At 63.0% G+C, this 21,220-nt stretch carries 23 protein-coding genes; 18 read left to right on the plus strand and 5 right to left on the minus strand.

Features of this window, described 5'->3' with window-relative positions; translation table 11 throughout:
- Positions 1–33 precede the first annotated feature (33 nt).
- From AB688_RS07980 to purT, 4 genes are all read left to right on the plus strand, one after another.
- A complete protein-coding gene (locus tag AB688_RS07980; RefSeq protein ID WP_054894675.1) occupies positions 34–558 on the plus strand; it encodes a gamma carbonic anhydrase family protein in 525 nt (174 codons plus the stop codon).
- Complete coding sequence (locus AB688_RS07985; protein WP_063543296.1) at positions 548–739, plus strand: DUF1289 domain-containing protein; 192 nt, start codon at positions 548–550, stop codon at positions 737–739. Before AB688_RS07980 ends, AB688_RS07985 begins: the two co-directional genes overlap by 11 nt.
- A 140-nt stretch (positions 740–879) precedes the next feature.
- Positions 880–1,347 carry a VUT family protein gene (locus tag AB688_RS07990; RefSeq protein ID WP_054895618.1) on the plus strand — a complete coding sequence of 156 codons (468 nt, stop codon included), beginning with the start codon at positions 880–882 and terminating at the stop codon, positions 1,345–1,347.
- 85 nt (positions 1,348–1,432) lie between these two features.
- The gene (gene purT / locus AB688_RS07995) at positions 1,433–2,614 is read left to right on the plus strand and encodes a formate-dependent phosphoribosylglycinamide formyltransferase (RefSeq protein ID WP_054895619.1); all 1,182 of its coding nucleotides are present in this window, start codon (positions 1,433–1,435) and stop codon (positions 2,612–2,614) included.
- A gap of 88 nt (positions 2,615–2,702) precedes the next feature.
- On the opposite strand, the gene AB688_RS08000 is transcribed toward purT, so the two are convergent.
- The 3 genes from AB688_RS08000 to AB688_RS08010 form a co-directional block, all read right to left on the minus strand.
- On the minus strand, positions 2,703–4,007 hold the full coding sequence (locus AB688_RS08000; RefSeq protein WP_063543298.1) for an MFS transporter: 1,305 nt from the start codon (positions 4,005–4,007) through the stop codon (positions 2,703–2,705).
- A gap of 222 nt (positions 4,008–4,229) precedes the next feature.
- A complete protein-coding gene (locus AB688_RS08005; protein ID WP_063543300.1) occupies positions 4,230–5,435 on the minus strand; it encodes a transporter associated domain-containing protein in 1,206 nt (401 codons plus the stop codon).
- A gap of 9 nt (positions 5,436–5,444) precedes the next feature.
- Positions 5,445–6,254: a cytochrome C assembly family protein gene (locus tag AB688_RS08010; RefSeq protein ID WP_054895622.1), complete on the minus strand. Its 810-nt coding sequence runs from the start codon at positions 6,252–6,254 to the stop codon at positions 5,445–5,447.
- Positions 6,255–6,540: 286 nt separating this feature from the next.
- Between AB688_RS08010 and ffh the strand changes: the two genes are divergently transcribed.
- The 12 genes from ffh (at position 6,541) to AB688_RS08070 (ending at position 16,448) form a co-directional block, all read left to right on the plus strand.
- Positions 6,541–7,917, plus strand: coding sequence for a signal recognition particle protein (gene ffh, locus AB688_RS08015; protein ID WP_063543302.1), 1,377 nt, complete (start codon positions 6,541–6,543; stop codon positions 7,915–7,917).
- A gap of 239 nt (positions 7,918–8,156) precedes the next feature.
- On the plus strand, positions 8,157–8,408 hold the full coding sequence (gene rpsP / locus AB688_RS08020) for a 30S ribosomal protein S16 (RefSeq protein WP_008094480.1): 252 nt from the start codon (positions 8,157–8,159) through the stop codon (positions 8,406–8,408).
- 5 nt (positions 8,409–8,413) lie between these two features.
- Positions 8,414–8,950 (plus strand): ribosome maturation factor RimM, encoded by a 537-nt coding sequence (rimM, locus tag AB688_RS08025; RefSeq protein WP_063543304.1) that lies wholly within the window; start codon positions 8,414–8,416, stop codon positions 8,948–8,950.
- A gap of 3 nt (positions 8,951–8,953) precedes the next feature.
- On the plus strand, positions 8,954–9,706 hold the full coding sequence (trmD, locus tag AB688_RS08030; protein WP_054895625.1) for a tRNA (guanosine(37)-N1)-methyltransferase TrmD: 753 nt from the start codon (positions 8,954–8,956) through the stop codon (positions 9,704–9,706).
- Between the two features lie 42 nt (positions 9,707–9,748).
- Positions 9,749–10,099, plus strand: coding sequence for a 50S ribosomal protein L19 (gene rplS / locus AB688_RS08035; RefSeq protein WP_023629812.1), 351 nt, complete (start codon positions 9,749–9,751; stop codon positions 10,097–10,099).
- A 137-nt stretch (positions 10,100–10,236) separates the two neighbouring features.
- Positions 10,237–10,650: an acyl-CoA thioesterase gene (locus AB688_RS08040; RefSeq protein ID WP_063543306.1), complete on the plus strand. Its 414-nt coding sequence runs from the start codon at positions 10,237–10,239 to the stop codon at positions 10,648–10,650.
- Between the two features lie 148 nt (positions 10,651–10,798).
- Positions 10,799–11,695 (plus strand): site-specific tyrosine recombinase XerD, encoded by an 897-nt coding sequence (gene xerD, locus AB688_RS08045; protein ID WP_054895088.1) that lies wholly within the window; start codon positions 10,799–10,801, stop codon positions 11,693–11,695.
- Between the two features lie 154 nt (positions 11,696–11,849).
- Positions 11,850–12,611 carry a DsbC family protein gene (locus tag AB688_RS08050; RefSeq protein ID WP_054895087.1) on the plus strand — a complete coding sequence of 254 codons (762 nt, stop codon included), beginning with the start codon at positions 11,850–11,852 and terminating at the stop codon, positions 12,609–12,611.
- An 82-nt stretch (positions 12,612–12,693) separates the two neighbouring features.
- Positions 12,694–13,998: a homoserine dehydrogenase gene (locus AB688_RS08055; RefSeq protein ID WP_054895086.1), complete on the plus strand. Its 1,305-nt coding sequence runs from the start codon at positions 12,694–12,696 to the stop codon at positions 13,996–13,998.
- Positions 13,999–14,050: 52 nt separating this feature from the next.
- Complete coding sequence (thrC, locus tag AB688_RS08060) at positions 14,051–15,460, plus strand: threonine synthase (protein WP_054895085.1); 1,410 nt, start codon at positions 14,051–14,053, stop codon at positions 15,458–15,460.
- Positions 15,461–15,647: 187 nt separating this feature from the next.
- Positions 15,648–16,088 carry a response regulator gene (locus AB688_RS08065; RefSeq protein ID WP_063543308.1) on the plus strand — a complete coding sequence of 147 codons (441 nt, stop codon included), beginning with the start codon at positions 15,648–15,650 and terminating at the stop codon, positions 16,086–16,088.
- Between the two features lie 78 nt (positions 16,089–16,166).
- Positions 16,167–16,448 (plus strand): DUF3509 domain-containing protein, encoded by a 282-nt coding sequence (locus AB688_RS08070; protein WP_063543310.1) that lies wholly within the window; start codon positions 16,167–16,169, stop codon positions 16,446–16,448.
- Between the two features lie 136 nt (positions 16,449–16,584).
- On the opposite strand, the gene AB688_RS08075 is transcribed toward AB688_RS08070, so the two are convergent.
- Both AB688_RS08075 and AB688_RS08080 read right to left on the minus strand, forming a co-directional pair.
- A complete protein-coding gene (locus tag AB688_RS08075) occupies positions 16,585–17,457 on the minus strand; it encodes a TIGR02285 family protein (RefSeq protein WP_063546659.1) in 873 nt (290 codons plus the stop codon).
- Positions 17,458–17,477: 20 nt separating this feature from the next.
- Positions 17,478–18,677 (minus strand): CaiB/BaiF CoA transferase family protein, encoded by a 1,200-nt coding sequence (locus AB688_RS08080; RefSeq protein WP_063543312.1) that lies wholly within the window; start codon positions 18,675–18,677, stop codon positions 17,478–17,480.
- A gap of 163 nt (positions 18,678–18,840) precedes the next feature.
- Between AB688_RS08080 and AB688_RS08085 the strand changes: the two genes are divergently transcribed.
- Together AB688_RS08085 and recJ are read left to right on the plus strand one after the other, a co-directional pair.
- Complete coding sequence (locus AB688_RS08085) at positions 18,841–19,383, plus strand: YaeQ family protein (RefSeq protein ID WP_054895081.1); 543 nt, start codon at positions 18,841–18,843, stop codon at positions 19,381–19,383.
- 29 nt (positions 19,384–19,412) lie between these two features.
- On the plus strand, positions 19,413–21,122 hold the full coding sequence (recJ, locus tag AB688_RS08090) for a single-stranded-DNA-specific exonuclease RecJ (protein ID WP_054895080.1): 1,710 nt from the start codon (positions 19,413–19,415) through the stop codon (positions 21,120–21,122).
- The last annotated feature ends 98 nt before the right edge of the window (positions 21,123–21,220 follow it).

Below are 21,220 nucleotides of genomic sequence, written 5' to 3' on the forward strand. Positions count from 1 at the left end.
CCGCCGACCGCGTCCAACCGTGAGGAACATGACATGAAATACCGCCTGGGCGACCTGCGGGTCGAAGCCCATCCCAGCAGTTGGGCCGCGCCCACTGCCACCTTGATCGGCAAGGTGCGCCTGCAGGCCCGGGCCAGTGTGTGGTTCGGCGCCGTGCTGCGCGGCGACAACGAGCTGATCGACATCGGCGAGGACAGCAATGTCCAGGACGGTACGGTGATGCACACCGACATGGGTTCGCCGCTGACCTTGGGCAAGGGCGTGACCATCGGTCACAATGCCATGCTGCATGGCTGCAGCGTCGGCGACTACAGCCTGGTCGGCATCAATGCGGTCATCCTCAACGGCGCGCGGATCGGCAAGCACTGCATCATCGGCGCCAATGCGCTGATCCCCGAGGGCAAGGAGATTCCCGACGGTTCGCTGGTGATGGGCTCGCCAGGCAAGGTGGTGCGCGAGCTGACCGAGCAGCAGATGCGCATGCTCGAAGCCAGCGCCGCGCACTATGTGCACAACGCCGAGCGCTATTCGCGGGAGCTGGTGGTCGATGAAGACTGACGAGCGGCCGGTCGCTTCGCCGTGCGTGAACGTCTGTGCGCTGGATGAGCAGGACATCTGCATCGGTTGCCAGCGTACGGTGCAGGAGATCACCCGGTGGGCGCGGATGGACAATGACGAGCGCCGGGCGGTGATCAAGCTTTGCCACGAAAGGGCACTAGAGGCTGGCCTCATCCTCTAGTCTGATGCAGAACCCTGTGGTAGCGGGCATGCCCGCGAACACTGGCACAGCCGGTGCCATCCACCGCGTTGGATTCTTCGCGGGTTTACCGGCGAACTGCCCAAAGGTAATCTGTGCGGCTTGCCCACAGATTACCCGCCATGTTCTATCTCATTGCCTACATAAGCAGCGTAGTGCTGATCAACTACGCCTTCTCCAGTGCCCCGCACCTGGACATCATCTGGTCCGCCTGGGGCGGGCTGGTGTTCATCCTGCGCGACATGGTGCAGACCCGTTACGGGCATGGCGCGCTGATTGCGATGCTGGCGGCGCTGGTGCTGTCCTACGCGACTTCGGAGCCGGCCATCGCCCTGGCCAGTGCTACGGCCTTCTTCGTTTCCGAACTGATCGACTGGCTGGTGTTCAGCGTCACCCGCAGGCCCCTGCGTGACCGTTTGTGGCTGAGCTCGGCGCTGAGTATTCCGGTGGACACCTTCATCTTCTTCGGCATGATCGGTGCGCTGACGCCTGCCGTGATCGGCACGGCGATGGCCTCGAAGTTCGCCGGTGTAACGGCGGTCTGGCTGATCATGGCATGGCGCGCGCGACGCGCGCTGGCGGTGGGTTGATCCGCGCCCGATTGATGTAGAATACCGGTCCTTTTTCAGCGGGCAGCACCAGCCGGCGCGCCCCGGACGCCTTCGAGGACCTGAAATGACCCGTATCGGAACCCCATTGTCGCCGACTGCGACCCGCGTACTGCTGTGTGGCTGCGGCGAACTGGGCAAGGAAGTGGTGATCGAGCTGCAGCGCCTGGGCGTCGAGGTGATCGCCGTGGACCGTTACGCCAACGCGCCTGCCATGCAGGTCGCGCACCGCAGCCATGTGATCAACATGCTCGACGGCGTCGCCCTGCGTGCGGTGATCGAAGCTGAAAAACCGCACTACATCGTGCCGGAAATCGAGGCCATCGCCACCGCTACGCTGGTCGAGCTGGAAAACGAAGGTTTCAACGTGGTGCCGACCGCCCGCGCCACCCAGCTGACCATGAACCGTGAAGGCATCCGTCGCCTGGCGGCTGAAGAGCTGCAGCTGCCGACCTCGCCCTATCACTTCGCCGACACCTATGAAGACTTTGCCAAGGGCGTGGCCGATGTTGGCTACCCGTGCGTGGTCAAGCCGGTAATGAGCTCGTCGGGCAAGGGCCAGAGCCTGCTGCGCAGCGATGCCGACCTGCAGAAAGCCTGGGACTACGCCCAGGAAGGCGGACGTGCCGGCAAGGGCCGGGTGATCGTCGAGGGTTTCATCGATTTCGAGTACGAAATCACCCTGCTGACCGTGCGTCATGTGGGCGGCACCACCTTCCTCGCGCCGGTCGGTCACCGTCAGGAGAAGGGCGACTATCAGGAGTCCTGGCAGCCTCAGGCGATGAGTCCGAAGGCGCTGGCCGAGTCGCAGCGTGTGGCCCAGGCCGTCACCGATGCGCTGGGCGGCCGTGGCCTGTTCGGCGTCGAGCTGTTCGTCAAGGGCGACCAGGTGTGGTTCAGCGAAGTGTCGCCACGTCCGCATGACACTGGTCTGGTCACCTTGATTTCCCAGGACCTGTCGCAGTTCGCCCTGCATGCCCGTGCGATTCTCGGCCTGCCTATCCCGGTGGTGCGTCAGTTCGGACCGTCGGCCTCGGCAGTGATCCTGCCCGAGGGCCAGTCGCAGCAGACCAGCTTCGCCAACCTGGGCGCAGCGCTGAGCGAGCCAGACACCGCCATTCGCCTGTTCGGCAAGCCGGAAATCAATGGCACCCGCCGCATGGGCGTGTGCCTGGCCCGCGACGAGTCGGTCGAAGCGGCACGGGCCAAGGCGACCCGTGCTTCACAGGCGGTCAAGGTCGAGTTCTGATCTGAGATCGCACGGGGCTGCCGAGCAGCCCATTCGCGGGCAAGCCCGCTCCTACAGACTCCTGTAGGAGCGGGCTTGCTTCAACTGCTCAAAGCTCGGTATGGCGGGTTTCCTTCAGGCACAGCACGGCAATCAGGCTGATCACCGCCGCCACCGACACATATCCCCCCACCCAGCTCAAACCGCCCATGCTCACCAGTTGCTGGGCGAAGAACGGTGCCGCCGAGGCGCCGACGATGCCGCCCAGGTTGTAGGCCGCCGAGGCCCCGGTGTAACGCACGTGGGTCGGAAACAGCTCAGGCAGCAGCGCGCCCATCGGTGCGAAGGTCACGCCCATCAGGAACAGTTCGATCGCCAGGAACAGCGCCACGCCGGCAGTGGAGCCCGAGGTCAGCAGGGGTTCCATGGTGAAGCCCGAGGCAATGGCCAGCAGGCCGCCGACGATCAGCACCGGCTTGCGCCCATAGCGGTCGCTCAGCCAGGCCGACAGCGGCGTAGCCAGGGCCATGAACACCACGGCGAAGCACAGCAGGCCGAGGAAGGTTTCGCGGCTGTAGCCCAGCGTCGACACGCCGTAGCTCAGCGAGAATACCGTGGAGATGTAGAACAGTGCGTAGCACACCACCATCGCTGCAGCGCCCAGCAAGGTGGGCATCCAGTATTTGGCGAACAGGTCGACCACCGGCATTTTCACCCGCTCTTGACGGGCTACGGCCTTGGCGAACACCGGGCTTTCCTCGAGCTTCAGGCGTACGTACAGCCCCACCAGCACCAGCGCAGCACTGAGCAGGAACGGAATGCGCCAGCCCCACTCACGGAACTGCTCGTCGCTGAGTACCAGTGCCAGGGTCAGGAACAGACCGTTGGCGGCGAGGAAACCAATCGACGGGCCCAACTGCGGGAACATGCCGAACCAGGCGCGCTTGCCGGGTGGTGCGTTCTCGGTGGCGAGCAGGGCCGCGCCGCCCCATTCGCCGCCCAACCCCAGCCCCTGGCCGAAGCGCAGCACGCAAAGGATGATCGGTGCCCACACGCCGATGCTGTCATAGCCTGGCAGTACACCGATCAGCGTGGTGGATACGCCCATCAGCAGCAATGAAGCGACCAGGGTCGACTTGCGCCCGATACGATCACCGAAGTGGCCGAACAAGGCCGAGCCCAGCGGTCGGGCAAGGAAGGCGATACCGAAGGTGAGAAAGGCTGCCAGCATCTGTGCGGTGCCTGAGCCGGACGGGAAGAATACTGGCCCGATCACCAGCGCAGCGGCCGTGGCGTACACGTAGAAATCGTAGAACTCGATGGCGGTGCCGATGAAGCTGGCGGTGGCGACCCGGGCGGGCGAATTGACCGGGGTCGCCGAGTCAGGCTCGGCGTAGGTGCTGCTGGTTGTCATGCGTAGGTCCCTGAACAGTCGTTCGCGCGGCCGAGCAGGCGGGCCGCAGCGTATTGTTGTGGTTCGCCAGGCTGACGAGGGCCCAAGGGGTGGCAGGGAGCGGGCGCTGCTCGGGGTAGGACGCAGGGCTGCTGGCACGTCAGTGAGGCGGACTGGCCGTGGGGCGCCGGGTGCGGGTAGCAGGCGGGACGGCAGGGCTGGGTAAGCGTGGCCCGAGTATAGCTATCGGGTTACGGTCCAGACCAGTACCTTGCTGGCGCAATTGTCCTCGGTTTCGAGGATTTCCAGGCGGTAGCGTCCGACTTTCAGGCATACCGCGCTTGCCGGGATGCTTTCCAGTGCTTCGGTGACCAGGCCATTGAGGGTTTTCGGGCCGCCGTCGCAGGGCAGGTGCCATCCCAGGCTGCGGTTGAGCTCGCGCAGCGAGGCGGTGCCTTCGATGATGAAGCGGCCATCGGGCTGGGGATGGATATGGGGGTTGTCCAGGCTCTGTTCGTCCTCGAACTCGCCGACGATCTCTTCAAGGATGTCTTCGAGCGTTACGATCCCCAGCACTTCGCCGTACTCGTCCACGACCACGCCCATTCGCCGCTGCTGCTTGTGGAAGTTCAGCAGTTGCATTTGCAGTGGGGTGCTTTCCGGGACGAAGTAGGGCTCGTAGCAGGCGGCCTGCAGCTTCTCCAGGGTCAGTTCGGCGCGTGGCAGCAGGTGGCTGATGAGCTTGGTGTTGAGGATCGCTTCGACCTGGTTGATGTCGTTGTGATAGACGGGCAGGCGGGTGTGGCGGCTGAGGATCAACTGTTCGATGACCTGTTCGATCGGGTCGTCGAGGTTGATGCCGTCGACTTCGTTGCGCGGGACCAGAATGTCGTTGACGGTAATCTTGTCCAGCGCTTGCAGGCCCTCGATCAGCCCCTGGCGTGGTGGTTCGTGGGGCTCGTCGTCATCCTGGGCGTCGTCATCCTGTGGGTGCAGGGCGACGGCGTTGGGTTGTACGCGCAATGGGCGCAGGATCAGCTTGGCCGTGCCGTCGAGCAGGCAGGCCACAGGCTGCAGTGCCGCCAGTGGCAGCTTGAGCAGGCTGGCGCCAAGGCTGACATAGGCCTGTGGGTTGCGCCGGGCCAGGCGCCTTGGCAGGTATTCGGTCAGCACCAGCAGTGCCAGCGTGGCGCACAGCCCGGCCAGCCAGAAACCATGCTCGCCGCTGTAGCGCTGGCCGATCAGGCAGGCCAGGCCCAGCACCAGCAATCTGCCCAGGCTGGCACAGAGCACCAAGGCCTGGGCGGGCAGGGTGGGCTGTTCGGCTTCACCGGCGCGGGCATGGCCGTTGAGTTGCTGGCGTGCGGCCTCGACCGCGCTGAACAGCGCCGACCACAGCAGCGCCAGTATCAGGGTGCCGAGCAGCGGGGCGTACGGCAAAGTGTCCATGATTGCCCGTCAGATGTGCAGGATGAATTCGCGAACCAGCTTGCTGCCAAAATAGGCCAGCATCAGCAGGCAGAAGCCCGCCAGGGTCCAGCGGATCGCCTTGTGCCCGCGCCATCCCAGGCGATTGCGCCCCCACAGCAGGACGCTGAACACGATCCAGGCCAGGCACGACAGCGAGGTCTTGTGTACCAGGTGCTGGGCGAACAGGTTCTCGAAGAACAGCCAGCCGGAGATCAGCGAAAGCGACAGGAAGATCCAGCCCGCCCAGAGAAAGCCGAACAGCAGGCTTTCCATTGTTTGCAGTGGAGGGAAGTTGCGGATCAGCCCCGAGGGATGCTTGTGCTTGAGCTGGTGGTCCTGGAGCAACAGCAGCAACGCCTGGACCACGGCGATGGTGAACAGGCCGTAGGCGAGGATCGACAGCAGGATATGCGCCAGGATGCCGGGTTCTTCATTGACCAGCGGCACGGTGCCCGCCGGTGCGAACTGGGCCAGCAGCGCCGTCACTGCCCCCAGCGGGAACAGCAGCACCAGCAGGTTCTCCACCGGAATGCTCAGGCAGGCGAGCAGCGTCAGGGCGATCACCGCGGTGGCGATCAGGCTGGCGGCGCTGAAGAAGTCGAGGCTCAGGCCCAGCGGGGTGAGCAACTGGAAGAACAGGGCGCAGGTCTGTGCGACAACGGCAATCACGCCCAGCAGGCCGAGCAGGCGTTTGTCGACCTTGGCACCCTGTGCCAGGCGCGAACCTTGATAGGCCGTCGCGGCAATATAAAGGATGGCTGCGATCAGGTTGGGGATGAGGCTGGGTGAGGAGAGCATAGGTCCTGGTAGGCGAGCCCTTAAAGGAGGGGAGTTTGGCATAGAACGCGGTTGCCTAGGAAGACTGCAGACCGCCTCGGCCTTTTCGCGGCCAGTCCTGCTCCTGCAACCCCTGAGTTTCGTGGGCGCGGGCTGCCCGCGAACGGCCCCCCGATCACCGCTCGGCACCAAGGTGTGCGCCACCGCCGCTCTCCGTTATAATGCGCGGCTTGCTGTGCCCTTCGCGTGTGGATATCCGCCAGGGCACCTGAACAACCTCGGCTTTATTGGGCCTGAAAGGATCACCATGTTCGAAAACCTGACCGACCGCCTGTCACAGACGCTGCGCCATGTCACCGGCAAGGCCAAGCTGACCGAAGAGAACATCAAGGACACGTTGCGTGAAGTGCGCATGGCCCTGCTCGAGGCCGACGTTGCCCTGCCGGTGGTCAAGGACTTCGTCAACAGCATCAAGGAGCGTGCGGTCGGCACCGAGGTGTCGCGCAGCCTGACGCCGGGCCAGGCGTTCGTGAAGATCGTCCAGGCCGAGCTGGAAAGCCTGATGGGCGCGGCCAACGAAGACCTCGCGCTCAATGCCGCTCCGCCAGCCGTGGTACTGATGGCAGGCCTGCAGGGCGCGGGCAAGACCACCACTGCCGGTAAGCTGGCGCGCTTCCTGAAAGAGCGCAAGAAAAAGACCGTCATGGTGGTGTCCGCCGACGTCTACCGCCCGGCGGCGATCAAGCAGCTCGAAACCCTGGCCAACGACATCGGCGTGACCTTCTTCCCGTCCGACATCAGCCAGAAGCCGGTCGATATCGCCGAGGCGGCGATTCGCGAAGCCAAGATCAAGTTCATCGACGTGGTCATCCTCGATACCGCCGGCCGTCTGCACATCGACGCCGACATGATGGACGAGATCAAGGCCCTGCACGCGGCGGTCAAGCCGGTCGAGACGCTGTTCGTGGTCGATGCCATGACCGGCCAGGACGCCGCCAACACCGCCAAGGCCTTCGGTGAGGCGCTGCCGCTGACCGGCGTGGTGCTGACCAAGGTCGATGGCGATGCCCGTGGCGGTGCCGCGCTGTCGGTGCGCGCCATTACTGGCAAGCCGATCAAGTTCATCGGTATGGGCGAGAAGACCGAAGCCCTCGAGCCTTTCCACCCCGACCGCATCGCCTCGCGCATCCTCGGCATGGGCGACGTGCTCAGCCTGATCGAGCAGGCCGAGCAGAACATCGACAAGGCCAAGGCCGACAAGCTGGCCAAGAAGCTGAAGAAGGGCAAGGGCTTCGACCTCGAAGACTTCCGCGACCAACTGCAGCAGATGAAGAACATGGGCGGCCTGGGTGGCCTGATGGACAAGCTGCCCAGCATCGGTGGCGTCAACCTGTCGCAGATGGGCAACGCGCAGGGGGCGGCCGAGAAGCAATTCAAGCAGATGGAAGCGATCATCAACTCCATGACCCCTGCCGAGCGCCGTGACCCCGACCTGATCAGCGGTTCGCGCAAGCGCCGTATCGCCCTGGGCTCCGGCACGCAGGTGCAGGATATCGGCCGGCTGATCAAGCAGCACAAGCAGATGCAGAAGATGATGAAGAAATTCTCCGCCAAGGGCGGCATGGCCAAGATGATGCGTGGCCTGGGCGGGATGCTGCCGGGCGGCGGCATGCCGAAGCTGTAACCGAATCCGCTTGGTCGCCTTGATAGGCGGCCAGGCAGACCCCGCCTTGGCGGGAAAGCGCCGCAAAACAGCGGCTTAAGCGGCAGGTCTGGATTGCTTTGCATGGCTCTTGCGAAAAAGCCATTTGCAAATGTCCGTGTATTCCCTGAGAATATGCGGCCTTTTGGGCACCCGTGTGCCTATTTGGCATTCAGATTTGCAGCACTGACTGCAGTACCGACTATAGGAACGATGTTCACATGGTAACCATTCGTCTGGCCCGTGGCGGCTCGAAAAAGCGCCCTTTCTACCACCTGACCGTGACCAACTCGCGTAACGCCCGTGACGGCCGTTTCGTTGAGCGCGTTGGCTTCTTCAACCCGATCGCCTCGGGCGCCGAAGTCAAGCTGTCGGTCAACCAGGAACGCGTCACCTACTGGCTGAGCCAGGGCGCGCAGCCGTCTGAGCGTGTTGCTCAGCTGCTGAAGGACGCTGCCAAGGCTGCTGCCTGAGCAGTATGAACGCGACGCCAGAAAAGGCTGACGACCTCATCGTCGTTGGCAAGATTTTTTCGGTTCACGGCGTTCGCGGCGAGGTGAAGGTGTATTCCTTTACCGATCCGATTGAAAACCTGTTGGATTATCCGCGCTGGACGCTTCGGCACGAAGGCAAGGTAAAGCAGGTCGAGCTGGTCAACGGTCGTGGCTCCCAGAAGGGCCTGGTCGTGAAACTGAAAGGCCTCGACGATCGCGATGAAGCCCGTCTTCTGAGCGGTTACGAAATCTGCATTGCGCGGAGCCTTTTGCCCAACCTGGCCGCCGACGAGTACTACTGGTACCAGTTGCAGGGCCTGAAGGTCATCAACCAGGACGAACAACTGTTCGGCAAGGTCGATCACCTGTTGGAGACCGGTGCGAACGATGTAATGGTGGTCAAGCCTTGCGCAGGCAGCCTGGATGATCGCGAGCGTCTGTTGCCCTATACGGAGCAATGTGTGCTGGCAATCGACCTGGAAGCAGGTGTGATGCGAGTCGAATGGGACGCGGATTTCTAGACGATGGGTAACCTTCGAGTAGAAGTCGTCACGTTGTTCCCCGAGATGTTCTCGGCCATCACGGAGTACGGCATTACCAGTCGTGCGGTGAAACAGGGGTTGCTGCAAGTGACCTGCTGGAACCCACGGGACTACACCACTGATCGCCACCACACGGTGGATGATCGGCCGTTTGGCGGTGGTCCGGGCATGGTGATGAAGATCAAGCCTCTGGAAGACGCCCTGGCCAGTGCCAGGCAGGCAACCGGAGCATCGGCGAAGGTGATCTACCTCTCGCCACAAGGCCGCAAGCTGACTCAGCAGGCGGTCAAAGGCCTGGCCGAACAGGAATCGTTGATCCTGATCGCCGGTCGTTATGAAGGCATCGACGAGCGTTTTATCGAAGCTCATGTCGATGAGGAGTGGTCGATTGGTGACTATGTACTTTCCGGTGGCGAGCTGCCGGCCATGGTACTGATCGATGCGGTTACGCGGCTGCTGCCCGGAGCTTTAGGGCATGTGGACTCGGCGGAGGAAGACTCCTTCACCGATGGTCTGCTGGATTGCCCGCACTACACCCGACCTGAGGTGTATGCGGATCAGCGTGTACCCGACGTGTTGCTAAGTGGCAACCATGCACACATCCGGCGTTGGAGAATGAAGCAGTCCCTTGGTAGGACCTTCGAACGACGCGCCGATCTTCTGGAAAGTCGCTCGCTTTCTGGAGAAGAGAAGAAGCTGCTCGAGGAATACCTCCGCGAGCGGGACGATAGTTAACGTATCGATGGTGGATCGAGTTATCCATCTTAGGAGCACAGCATGACCAACAAGATCATCCAGCAGCTCGAAGCCGAGCAGATGAGCAAGGAAATCCCGACCTTCGCACCAGGCGACACCATTGTCGTTCAGGTTAAAGTGAAGGAAGGCGATCGCTCGCGTCTGCAGGCGTTCGAAGGCGTTGTTATCGCCAAGCGTAACCGCGGTCTGAACAGCGCTTTCACCGTGCGCAAGATCTCCAGCGGCGTTGGCGTAGAGCGTACCTTCCAGACCTACAGCCCACAGATCGACAGCCTGGCCGTGAAACGTCGTGGTGACGTGCGTAAAGCCAAGCTGTACTACCTGCGCGACCTGTCCGGCAAAGCCGCTCGCATCAAGGAAAAACTGTCCTGAGTGCAGTTTGACCGGTGGCTTCGGCCACCTGGCGAGAGAAAAAGCAGCCTTCGGGCTGCTTTTTTGCATTCTGTGGTATTGGTGTTGCCTGCTTCGCGGGTCGCTCCGCTGCCATTCCCTTGCAAAGTGAGTACCCCATGACTACCACCCCAAGAGATCAGGAAATCCAGCGGCGTACCGAGCTGTCGATCACTCGCGTGACCAAGGCCGTTTTCCCCAACACCACCAACCACCACAACACCTTGTTCGGCGGCACCGCGCTGGCCTGGATGGACGAGGTGTCGTTCATCGCCGCTACGCGTTTCTGTCGCCTGCCGCTGGTGACCGTGTCCACTGACCGCATCGACTTCAAGCACCCGATCCCGGCGGGCTCGATCGTCGAGCTGGTTGGCAGCGTGATCAAGGTGGGCAATACCAGCTTGCAGGTGCAGGTCGATGTGTTCGTCGAGAACATGTACCTCGACGGCCGCGAGCGTGCGATTCATGGGGTTTTCAGCTTCGTCGCCATCGACGAGGACAAGCGGCCGGTGCCAGTACTGGCCCAGGCCTGAGTTCTCCAGTGCGCGCCCTTTCGCGGGTAAACCCACCGGTGCTACGCGATCCCTGTAGGAGCGGGTTTACCCGCGAAGAGGCCGATACAGACAACAATTATGCGTCTGTGAAACACTAGCCCACTTTCAACACCCAGCAGCCCTCCGAATGCCCGCCCTGGACCACCCCCTGATCGATCAGTTTCTCGATGCCCTCTGGCTGGAAAAAGGCCTGTCCGACAACACCCGCGTGTCCTACCGCAGCGACCTGGCCCTGTTCAATGGCTGGTTGCAGGAGCGTGGCGTGACGTTGCCCGATGCAGGTCGCGATTCGATCCTCGACCACCTTGCCTGGCGCTTCGATCAGGGTTACAAGCCGCGTTCCACTGCACGTTTTCTCTCTGGAGTGCGTGGTTTTTATCGTTATCTGCTGCGGGAAAAGCTCATAGGTGTCGACCCGACCTTGCAGGTCGATATGCCGCAACTGGGTAGGCCTTTGCCCAAGTCCCTGTCGGAAGCGGATGTCGAAGCGTTGCTCAAGGCGCCGGACCTGGCCGAAGCCATCGGCCAGCGCGACCGCGCCATGCTCGAGGTGCTCTACGCCTGCGGCCTGCGGGTCACCGAGCTGGTGAGCCTGACTCTCGATCAGGTCAACCTGCGCCAGGGCGTGCTGCGGGTGATGGGCAAGGGCAGCAAGGAGCGCCTGGTGCCGATGGGCGAGGAGGCGGTGCTGTGGATCGAGCGCTACCTGCGTGACGGTCGGGCCGAGCTGCTCAACGGGCGTCCCAGCGATGTGCTGTTCCCCAGCCTGCGGGGCGAGGAAATGACCCGCCAGACCTTCTGGCATCGCATCAAGCATCACGCCCGCGTGGCGGGGATCGACAAGCCGCTGTCACCGCACACCCTGCGCCATGCTTTCGCTACGCATCTGCTCAATCACGGGGCCGACCTGAGGGTGGTGCAGATGCTGTTGGGGCACAGCGACCTTTCCACCACGCAGATCTACACCCACGTCGCCAAGGCTCGTTTGCAGCAGTTGCACGCCCAGCATCATCCGCGTGGATGAATGATTTTCATGTTCCGCCCGGCGGCCATCAGACAGTGATTTCGCTGCGGCCTGATGTGGTAGGCTTGAGCGGTTTGCACCAGGGACCGCCCGGTCGCCGCGATTTTTCCGCAGGCGACGTCCTCCGGTCCCCGTCCGCCTTCAGGAGTACCCCATGCGCGTGACCCAGATTTTTGCCGCCGCCGCCCTGGCGCTGGCCAGTACCTTTGCCGTTGCTGCGGCCACCGACGTCACTGCCGGTGCCGAGCAGGCCATTCGCAACACACTCAAGACCCTGGAATTGGAAGTACCGATCGAAAGCGTCGCCAGCAGCCCGGTCGGCGGCTTGTACGAAGTCAAGCTGCAGGGCGGTCGCGTGCTCTATGCCAGCGCAGACGGCCAGTTCGTCATGCAGGGCTACCTGTACCAGATCCAGGATGGCAAGCCGGTCAACCTGACCGAGAAAACCGAACGCCAGGGTATCGCCAAGCTGATCAACGGTATTCCTGCGGCTGAAATGGTGGTCTACCCGGCCAAGGGCGAAACCAAATCGCACATCACCGTGTTCACCGACACGACCTGCCCGTACTGCCACAAGCTGCACGCCGAAGTGCCAGAGCTGAACAAGCGCGGTATCGAAGTGCGCTATGTCGCCTTCCCGCGCCAGGGCCTGGGCTCGCCGGGTGACGAGCAGTTGCAGGCCGTCTGGTGCTCCAGCGATCGCCGTGCGGCGATGGACAAGATGGTCGACGGCAAGGAAATCAAGGCGGCCAAGTGCGCCAACCCGGTCAGCAAGCAGTTCCAGCTCGGCCAGTCGATCGGTGTCAACGGCACGCCAGCGATCGTGCTCGAAAGCGGCCAGGTGATCCCGGGCTACCAGCCGGCACCGCAGGTGGCCAAGCTGGCCCTGGCCGGCCAGGCGCAAGCCGCCAAGTAATTCATTCAATACGCCGTCGTCATGGGGTGACGGCATGTTTCACGGTCGGCGCAGGTGCCGGCCGTTCAATGGGGAGTTCACAGTGAAACCGGTCAAAGTAGGCATCTGTGGGTTGGGGACCGTCGGTGGCGGTACCTTCAATGTACTTCAGCGCAACGCCGAGGAGATTGCCCGCCGTGCCGGGCGCGGTATTGAAGTGGCTCAGATTGCCATGCGCTCGCAGAACCCGAACTGCCAGATTACCGGTACCCCCATTACCGCTGATGTGTTCGAAGTCGCGACCAACCCCGAAATCGACATCGTCATCGAGCTGATCGGTGGCTACACCATTGCACGCGATCTGGTGCTCAAGGCCATCGAGAACGGCAAGCACGTGGTCACCGCCAACAAGGCGCTGATTGCCGTGCACGGCAACGAAATTTTCGCCAAGGCCCGTGAAAAGGGCGTGATCGTGGCCTTCGAGGCGGCAGTTGCCGGCGGTATCCCGGTGATCAAGGCGATCCGCGAAGGCCTGTCGGCCAACCGCATCAACTGGTTGGCCGGGATCATCAACGGCACCGGCAACTTCATCCTCACCGAAATGCGTGAAAAGGGCCGTGCCTTCCCTGACGTGCTGGCCGAAGCCCAGGCGCTGGGTTACGCCGAAGCCGACCCGACCTTCGACGTCGAGGGCATCGATGCTGCGCACAAGCTGACCATCCTGGCCTCCATCGCCTTTGGTATTCCGCTGCAGTTCGACAAGGCCTACACCGAGGGCATCACCCGCCTGACCACTGCCGATGTCAACTACGCCGAAGCCCTGGGCTATCGCATCAAGCACCTGGGCGTGGCCCGCCGTACCGCCGACGGCATCGAGCTGCGCGTGCACCCGACGCTGATCCCGAGCGACCGCCTGATCGCCAACGTCAACGGCGTGATGAACGCGGTGATGGTCAACGGTGATGCTGCAGGGTCTACGCTTTATTACGGTGCCGGTGCCGGCATGGAGCCGACCGCTTCGTCGGTGGTCGCCGACCTGGTCGACGTGGTGCGTGCCATGACCTCCGACCCGGAAAACCGCGTTCCGCACCTGGCCTTCCAGCCGGATTCGTTGTCGGCGCACCCGATCCTGCCGATCGAGGCTTGCGAAAGTGCCTACTACCTGCGTATCCAGGCCAAGGATCACCCAGGCGTGCTGGCCCAGGTCGCCAGCATCCTGTCCGAGCGTGGCATCAACATAGAGTCGATCATGCAGAAGGAAGCCGAGGAGCAGGACGGCCTGGTGCCGATGATCCTGCTGACGCATGGCGTGGTCGAGCAGCGTATCAACGATGCTATCGTCGCCCTTGAAGCCCTGCAGGATGTGGTCGGCAACGTCGTGCGCATCCGCGTCGAACAGCTCAATTAATTCAGCGGCGGGCCGCGACGGCGGCCCGCGCCCAGAACCGAAGGTTTGCACAATGCGCTATATCAGTACTCGCGGCCAGGCGCCGGCCCTGAATTTCGAAGACGTCCTGCTGGCTGGCCTTGCCAGTGATGGCGGCCTGTACGTGCCGGAGAACCTGCCGCGCTTCACCCAGGAAGAGATCGCATCCTGGGCCGGCCTGCCGTACCACGAACTGGCCTTCCGGGTGATGCGCCCGTTCGTCACCGGCAGCATCGCCGACGCCGACTTCAAGAAGATCCTGGAGGAAACCTACGGTGCCTTCGCCCATGCCGCGGTGGCGCCGCTGCGCCAGTTGAACGGCAACGAGTGGGTGATGGAGCTGTTCCACGGCCCAACACTGGCGTTCAAGGACTTTGCCCTGCAACTGCTTGGCCGTCTGCTCGACCACGTGCTGGTCAAGCGTGGCGAGCGCGTGGTGATTGTCGGCGCCACCAGCGGCGATACCGGTTCTGCCGCCATCGAAGGCTGCCGCCGTTGCGACAACGTTGACATCTTCATCCTGCACCCGCACCAGCGTGTGTCGGAAGTTCAGCGTCGGCAGATGACCACCATCCTCGGTGACAACATCCACAACATCGCCATCGAAGGCAACTTCGACGACTGCCAGGAAATGGTCAAGGCCAGCTTCGCCGATCAGTCCTTCCTCAAGGGCACTCGCCTGGTGGCGGTCAACTCGATCAACTGGGCGCGGATCATGGCCCAGATCGTCTACTACTTCCATGCAGCACTGCAGTTGGGCGGCCCGGCGCGCTCGATCGCGTTCTCGGTCCCGACCGGCAACTTCGGCGACATCTTTGCCGGTTACCTGGCACGCAACATGGGCCTGCCGATCAGCCAACTGGTGGTGGCCACCAACCGCAACGACATCCTGCACCGCTTCATGAGCGGCAACCAGTACGTCAAGGATGCCCTGCACCCAACGCTGTCGCCGTCGATGGACATCATGGTCTCGTCCAACTTCGAGCGCCTGCTGTTCGATCTGCACGGTCGCAACGGTGCCGCGATCGCCGAGTTGATGGCCAACTTCAAGCAAGGTGGCGGTTTCAGCGTGGAGCAGGATCGCTGGACCGAGGCGCGCAAGCTGTTCGACTCCCTGGCGGTGAGCGACGAGCAGACCTGCGAGACCATCGCCGAGGTGTTCAAGGCCACCGGCGAAGTGCTTGATCCGCATACCGCAATCGGCGTCAAAGCCGCTCGTGAGTGCCGTCGCAGCCTGGACACGCCGATGGTGGTCCTGGGCACCGCGCATCCGGTCAAATTCCCCGAAGCGGTGGAGAAGGCCGGTGTCGGCAAGGCCCTCGAGTTGCCGGCGCACTTGAGCGACCTGTTCAGCCGCGAGGAGCGTTGCACGGTCCTGGCCAATGACCTGAAGGCGGTCCAGGCCTTCGTCAGCCAGCACGGCAACCGCGGCAAGCCGCTGTAATACGCGGCACTCGAGAGCATTGGGCGGGGCAAGTCGGAACATCGGCTTGCCCCGTTTGCGTTTGAGCGGTTCTTTTAATTACAGAATCATCCTTCGTCTTTTCAGGCTTTTCCTATTTGAGTCCCTATGCTGCTTTTCTAGAGTGGGCGCCCTGTCCATCAGGGCTCGCAGCCCTCAGGAGCGGCTCATGCACCGGCTCAACATTCTTATCGTCCAGTCTCATCCCGCCCAGCAGATCGCTTTGCACCAGGCCTGCAATGCCCTGGGGGTTTTCAACGTGCGCATTGCCTGCGATCTGGCCAGCGCCAAGGCAAGCATGGCGCAGATGCAAGCCTTGGACATGCTCATCATCGACCATGGCATGCCGGCGCTGAGCGCCCAGGCACTGTTGAAGCACGTGACCCGGCAAGGCCATGCGCGTGCGCTACTGTTCGTCGGACAGCCCCCTGTGCGCGGCCCTGATCTCGCTGTCGAGGCCCAGCGTCAGGGGCAGTGGGTTATTGCCCAATTGCCCTGGCCGTTGTCGATCAGGGGGTTGCAGGCGGCATTGCAGCGGCTGCGTCGGCCGCCGCGCAGGTACTCCGGGCGGGATATCGAAACGGTCATGTTGCCCACGCATGCTCGCTGATACAGACGCGTGCGGGCGAACTTTCCGAAGTGCCTGGCGGTCAGTTCCGATAGGTCCCCGACAAAGCGAGTACGCCGGATGGAAAGAATCTGCTCCCTGCTCAACGATGCCCTGTCCCCTTATCACACCCGCCTCGACGATGTAGATGCGCGCGGCAATCGCCAACTCACCTTGCTCGATGCGCAGGGCAACGAGGTGTTGCGCCGCGCCGTGAGTGTGCGTCAGCTACAGGAGCAGCGCTTGCTGGTCGATCTGGTCGACGGTCTGCACCGCGACCTGCAGATCGTCGAGGGGCGTCTGCAGCCTTGTGTGATCGCGGCCTTGCAACACCGACATCAACCTCAGGGAACCTTTGCCTGAGTGTCTCGTCAGACTTTATAGGGTGTTCGAACGCTGCTTTGCTCCGGTAGCGTTGGACCGCCGTACAGAGTCCGCTCAAGGGCTTTGAGTTGACCCCGGATGTCTTCCCCAGCATCCGGGGTTTCTTTTGCCTGCGTCATGGCTGGGGGTTGGCTGCAGAGGGAAGCTCCTCGACCAGGTGCCGTGTCTGCTCCAGGTACTCTGTGCGCAGTTCGGGGTCGAGCCAGCTTGCGTAGAACTCAGGGAGTACTTCCTGGCGCAGGTGCGGCAACAGCTTGTCGATATGGGCGATGGCTTGGCGTCCCAGTGGCGTGTCGGAGCAGCCCACATGCAGAAACTGATAGCGATTCGCACCCTTGATCGGGTGGAACTGGTAGCTGTCCAGCGAGCCGCCCTGCTGCTGGATCAGGTAGCGCACCTCCGGCCAGTACCCAAGTACCAGTTGCAGGCGCCCCAGTTGCTGCATCTGCAAGAGGTTGGCGGTGGCATCGTTGCCGTAGTGGCGGCTCAGCGTGGTTTCTGGCAACTGGCGCAGGATATCGTCGACCACTACTCCGTAGCTGCGTTGGGCCACGATGCCCAACTTCATCCCTGGCCGTTCCAGCACCTGCTTCAGGTCCACAGGCGTGCTGTCCTCGGATTCGTCCAATCGTCCCGGGTCTGCCTTGCGGATGACCAGCCCGCTGCTGAGGATGGGCAGCGTGGGTTGGGAGAAATGCACGAAACGGGCGCGTTCCGGTGTCCATAGCAGGGTGGGGTCGCAGGTGAAGCTGCGTTCCTGAAGCATCTGGATGCCGCGCGCGCGATTTACCCGTAGCACCGTGTGATCGTATTCGGGCATCTGCTCGATGAGCAGGGGCAGCATGCGATCGACCACGCCCTGGCCCTTTTCCTGGCCTTCGAAAATAGTGAACGGCGGCAGGTCGCGCAGCAGCCAGGTCAAACGTTCACGGGCCTGGCCCTGCTGCGAGGACAACAGCAGGACGCAGAGCAGCACAAACATGCGCATCATGCTTGCTCGACGCCCGATCAGACCGCCCCCTGCTCGCGCAGGCGTGCCACCTCGGCAGCGCTATAGCCCAGCCCGGCGAGCAGTGTCGCCGTGTGCTCTCCCAGCGCAGGCCCGACCCACTCCGTGGAGCCGGGTGTCTGCGAGAGCTTGGGCACGATCCCCGGCATCTTGAAGGGCTTGCCGTCTGGGAGCTTCGCCTGAAGGAACATTTCCCGGGCGAGGAATTGCGGGTCGCTGAACATGTCCTCGGCCGAATAGATGCGGCTGGCAGGCACGCCTGCGTCGTTCAGCACCTGCATCACCTGTTCCAGCGGCAGGCTGTTGACCCAGCGGTCGATCACCCCGTACAGCTCGTCGCGACGCAGGTCACGGCCATCGTTGCTGGCCAGGGTTGCATCCTCGGCGAGGTCGTCGCGGCCGATGGCCTGCATGAAGCGTTTGAAGATCGCATCGCCGTTGGCGCCGATCTGCACGTGCCGGCCGTCGGCGCTGGTGTGGATGGAGGAGGGGGTGATGCCCGGCATGATGTTGCCGGTGCGCTCGCGAATGAAACCGAACACATCGAACTCCGGCACCATGCTTTCCATCATCGCGAAGATTGCCTCGTACAGCGCCACATCCACCACCTGTCCTTCACCGCCATTGACTTCGCGGTGGCGCAGGGCCATCAGTGCACCAATCACGCCCCAGAGAGCGGCGATCGAGTCGCCGATGGAAATGCCCGTGCGCACGGGCGGACGATCCTCGAAACCGGTGATGTAGCGCAGGCCCCCCATGGACTCGCCGACGGCACCGAAGCCTGGCTGGTCCTTCATCGGCCCGGTCTGGCCGAAGCCTGACAGGCGTACCATTACCAGGCGTGGGTTGAGGGCATGCAGCACCTCCCAGCCAAGGCCGAGTTTCTCCAGCACGCCAGGGCGGAAGTTCTCGATCAGGATGTCAGCATCGGCCAGCAATTGCTTGAGGATCTCGCGTCCTTCGGGGTGCTTGAGGTTGAGCGTGAGCGATTGCTTGTTGCGCGCCTGGACGAACCACCACAGCGAAGTCCCTTCATATAATTTGCGCCACTTGCGCAGCGGATCGCCGCCATCAGGTGATTCGACCTTGATCACCTCGGCGCCGAATTCGGCGCAGATACGCGAAGCGAAGGGGCCGGCGATCAAGGTGCCGAGCTCGATGACCTTCAGACCGGCGAGGGGTTTGGCGGGGGTGTGCATGGTGCGTCCGTGGCGACAGAAAAGAGGCTTGGTTTTATCACAGCTGGTCAATGGCAGATACTGTTGCAAGGCAGAGTCCAGTGCACGCAGATGCGCAACCACCCACCCCAACAAACTCGGATCGGTTAAACTCTGCGACTTTCTCCAAAGAAGTCCCTTTCCCATGGCCCAGCCTTCCACCACCTACAAGTTCGAACTGAATCTGACCGACCTCGACCGCGGCGTGTACGAAAACGTGCGTCAGACGATCGCTCGTCACCCGTCGGAGACCGAGGAACGCATGGCCGTCCGTCTGCTGGCCTACGCCCTTTGGTACAACGAGAACCTGTCGTTCGGCCGCGGTCTGTCGGATGTCGATGAGGCCGCCCTGTGGGAAAAAAGCCTGGATGATCGCATCCTGCACTGGATCGAAGTCGGCCAGCCCGACGCCGACCGTCTCACCTGGTGCTCGCGCCGTACCGAGCGCACCAGCCTGCTGGCCTACGGCAGCTTGCGGGTGTGGGAGAACAAGGTGGTCGGCGCGGTCAAGGGCCTGAAAAACCTGAGCATCGCTGCTGTCCCGCAGGAAGTCCTGGAGGTTCTGGCCACCGACATGCCGCGTACCATCAAATGGGATGTGATGATCAGTGAAGGCACGGTATTCGTCACCGACGACCGTGGCCAGCACGAAGTCCAATTGCAGTGGCTGCTCGGTGAGCGCGGCTGACCTGATCCGATCTGACAGCCGAAGACCCCATGCGTATCGAACCCCGCCCCCTGCCATCGGCACTGCCCTTCCTTGGCAACCTGCCACCCCTGTTGACCCGGCTGTATGCCGCCCGCGGCGTGCAGAGCGAGTCCGAACTGGACAAGAGCCTGGCGCGCCTGTTGCCGTACCAGCAACTTAAAGGAATCGAGGCGGCCGTCGACCTGTTGGTCGAGGCCCTGGACCTGCGTCAGCGCATTCTGATCGTCGGCGACTTCGACGCCGATGGCGCCACCGCCAGCACCGTAGGTGTGCTGGGGCTGCGACTGCTGGGTGCGGCCCATGTGGATTACCTGGTGCCCAATCGCTTCGAGTACGGCTATGGCCTGACCCCGGAGATCGTGCAGGTGGCGTTGCAGCGTCAGCCGCAACTGCTGATCACGGTCGATAACGGTATCTCCAGTGTCGATGGCGTGGCGGCGGCCAAGGCTGCTGGGCTCAAGGTCCTGGTCACCGACCACCACCTGCCTGGCGAGCAGTTGCCCGACGCCGATGCGATCGTCAACCCGAACCAGCCAGGCTGCACCTTCCCCAGCAAGTCGCTGGCCGGGGTGGGGGTGATTTTCTACGTGCTGATGGCCCTGCGTGCCCGTCTGCGCAGCCTTGGACGCTATGAGACGCAGGCCCAACCGAACATTGGCGAACTGCTCGACCTGGTGGCGTTGGGCAGTGTCGCCGACGTGGTACCGCTGGACGCCAACAACCGTATCCTCGTGCACCAGGGGCTCGAGCGCATCCGTGCCGGGCGTGCTCGTCCTGGGTTGAAGGCAATTCTCGAAGTGGCGCGGCGCGATCATCGGCGCATCACCTCGACCGACCTGGGTTTCATCCTCGGGCCACGGCTCAACGCCGCCGGTCGGCTGGACGACATGAGCCTGGGCATCGAATGCCTGCTGTGCGAAGACCCCGCCGTTGCGCTGGACATGGCCGGGCAACTGGACGGGCTCAACCAGGATCGCAAGTCCATCGAGCAGGGCATGCAGCGCGAAGCCCTGGCCCAGCTCAAGGACCTGCCGATCGAGTCCATGCCCTATGGCCTGTGCCTGTTCGACGCCGACTGGCACCAAGGTGTGATCGGCATCCTCGCCTCGCGCCTGAAGGAGCGCTACCACCGACCGACCATCGCCTTTGCCGATGCGGGCGAGGGCATGCTCAAGGGCTCTGCCCGTTCGGTGCCGGGCTTCCATATCCGCGATGCGCTGGATGCCGTGGCTGCACGCCAGCCGCACCTGATCAGCAAGTTCGGCGGCCACGCCATGGCCGCCGGCTTGTCGCTGCCTGAGGCCAATTTCCAGGCCTTTGCCGATGCGTTCGACGAAGAGGTGCGGCGCCAGTTGTGCGAGGACGACCTGACCGGGCGCCTGCTGTCCGACGGCACCCTGGCGGTCGAGGAGTTTCATCTGGACCTGGCCCGCGCCCTGCGCAATGCTGGCCCTTGGGGGCAGCATTTTCCCGAGCCGCTGTTCCATGGCGTGTTCCAGATGGTCGAACAGCGCGTGGTGGGGGAGCGGCATCTGAAAGTGGTGCTCAAGAGCGAGTGCGGCTCGGTGAAACTCGATGGGATCGCCTTCGGCATCGACCGCGACGTGTGGCCCAACCCGACGGTGCGTTGGGTGGAGGTGGCCTACAAGCTCGATGTGAACGAGTTTCGCGGCAATGAAAGCGTGCAACTGATGATTGCGCACATGGAGCCGCGCTGACAGAGGGCAGCCCTCAGCGCGGGGCGTCTATCCGGCGGAACCTCCCCCCAGGGTAATCTGGTCTAGTCTCAGAGAAGACCGGTACCGGGCCACGGCCG

The sequence above is a fragment of the Pseudomonas putida genome (assembly GCF_001636055.1).
Lineage (GTDB): Bacteria > Pseudomonadota > Gammaproteobacteria > Pseudomonadales > Pseudomonadaceae > Aquipseudomonas > Aquipseudomonas machongensis.

Bases quoted from the DNA above. Each gene is read 5' to 3' on its own strand.
- AB688_RS08005 (WP_063543300.1), bottom strand. From the start codon at position 5,435: ATGGACACTTTGCCGTACGCCCCGCTGCTCGGCACCCTGATACTGGCG.
- recJ (WP_054895080.1), top strand. From the start codon at position 19,413: ATGCGTATCGAACCCCGCCCCCTGCCATCGGCACTGCCCTTCCTTGGC.
- AB688_RS08085 (WP_054895081.1), top strand. From the start codon at position 18,841: ATGGCCCAGCCTTCCACCACCTACAAGTTCGAACTGAATCTGACCGAC.
- AB688_RS08050 (WP_054895087.1), top strand. From the start codon at position 11,850: ATGCGCGTGACCCAGATTTTTGCCGCCGCCGCCCTGGCGCTGGCCAGT.
- trmD (WP_054895625.1), top strand. From the start codon at position 8,954: ATGGGTAACCTTCGAGTAGAAGTCGTCACGTTGTTCCCCGAGATGTTC.
- thrC (WP_054895085.1), top strand. From the start codon at position 14,051: ATGCGCTATATCAGTACTCGCGGCCAGGCGCCGGCCCTGAATTTCGAA.
- AB688_RS07990 (WP_054895618.1), top strand. From the start codon at position 880: ATGTTCTATCTCATTGCCTACATAAGCAGCGTAGTGCTGATCAACTAC.
- rimM (WP_063543304.1), top strand. From the start codon at position 8,414: ATGAACGCGACGCCAGAAAAGGCTGACGACCTCATCGTCGTTGGCAAG.
- AB688_RS08080 (WP_063543312.1), bottom strand. From the start codon at position 18,677: ATGCACACCCCCGCCAAACCCCTCGCCGGTCTGAAGGTCATCGAGCTC.
- AB688_RS08070 (WP_063543310.1), top strand. From the start codon at position 16,167: ATGGAAAGAATCTGCTCCCTGCTCAACGATGCCCTGTCCCCTTATCAC.
- AB688_RS08040 (WP_063543306.1), top strand. From the start codon at position 10,237: ATGACTACCACCCCAAGAGATCAGGAAATCCAGCGGCGTACCGAGCTG.
- rpsP (WP_008094480.1), top strand. From the start codon at position 8,157: ATGGTAACCATTCGTCTGGCCCGTGGCGGCTCGAAAAAGCGCCCTTTC.
- AB688_RS08065 (WP_063543308.1), top strand. From the start codon at position 15,648: ATGCACCGGCTCAACATTCTTATCGTCCAGTCTCATCCCGCCCAGCAG.
- purT (WP_054895619.1), top strand. From the start codon at position 1,433: ATGACCCGTATCGGAACCCCATTGTCGCCGACTGCGACCCGCGTACTG.
- AB688_RS07985 (WP_063543296.1), top strand. From the start codon at position 548: ATGAAGACTGACGAGCGGCCGGTCGCTTCGCCGTGCGTGAACGTCTGT.
- AB688_RS08075 (WP_063546659.1), bottom strand. From the start codon at position 17,457: ATGCGCATGTTTGTGCTGCTCTGCGTCCTGCTGTTGTCCTCGCAGCAG.
- rplS (WP_023629812.1), top strand. From the start codon at position 9,749: ATGACCAACAAGATCATCCAGCAGCTCGAAGCCGAGCAGATGAGCAAG.
- AB688_RS07980 (WP_054894675.1), top strand. From the start codon at position 34: ATGAAATACCGCCTGGGCGACCTGCGGGTCGAAGCCCATCCCAGCAGT.
- ffh (WP_063543302.1), top strand. From the start codon at position 6,541: ATGTTCGAAAACCTGACCGACCGCCTGTCACAGACGCTGCGCCATGTC.
- xerD (WP_054895088.1), top strand. From the start codon at position 10,799: ATGCCCGCCCTGGACCACCCCCTGATCGATCAGTTTCTCGATGCCCTC.
- AB688_RS08010 (WP_054895622.1), bottom strand. From the start codon at position 6,254: ATGCTCTCCTCACCCAGCCTCATCCCCAACCTGATCGCAGCCATCCTT.
- AB688_RS08000 (WP_063543298.1), bottom strand. From the start codon at position 4,007: ATGACAACCAGCAGCACCTACGCCGAGCCTGACTCGGCGACCCCGGTC.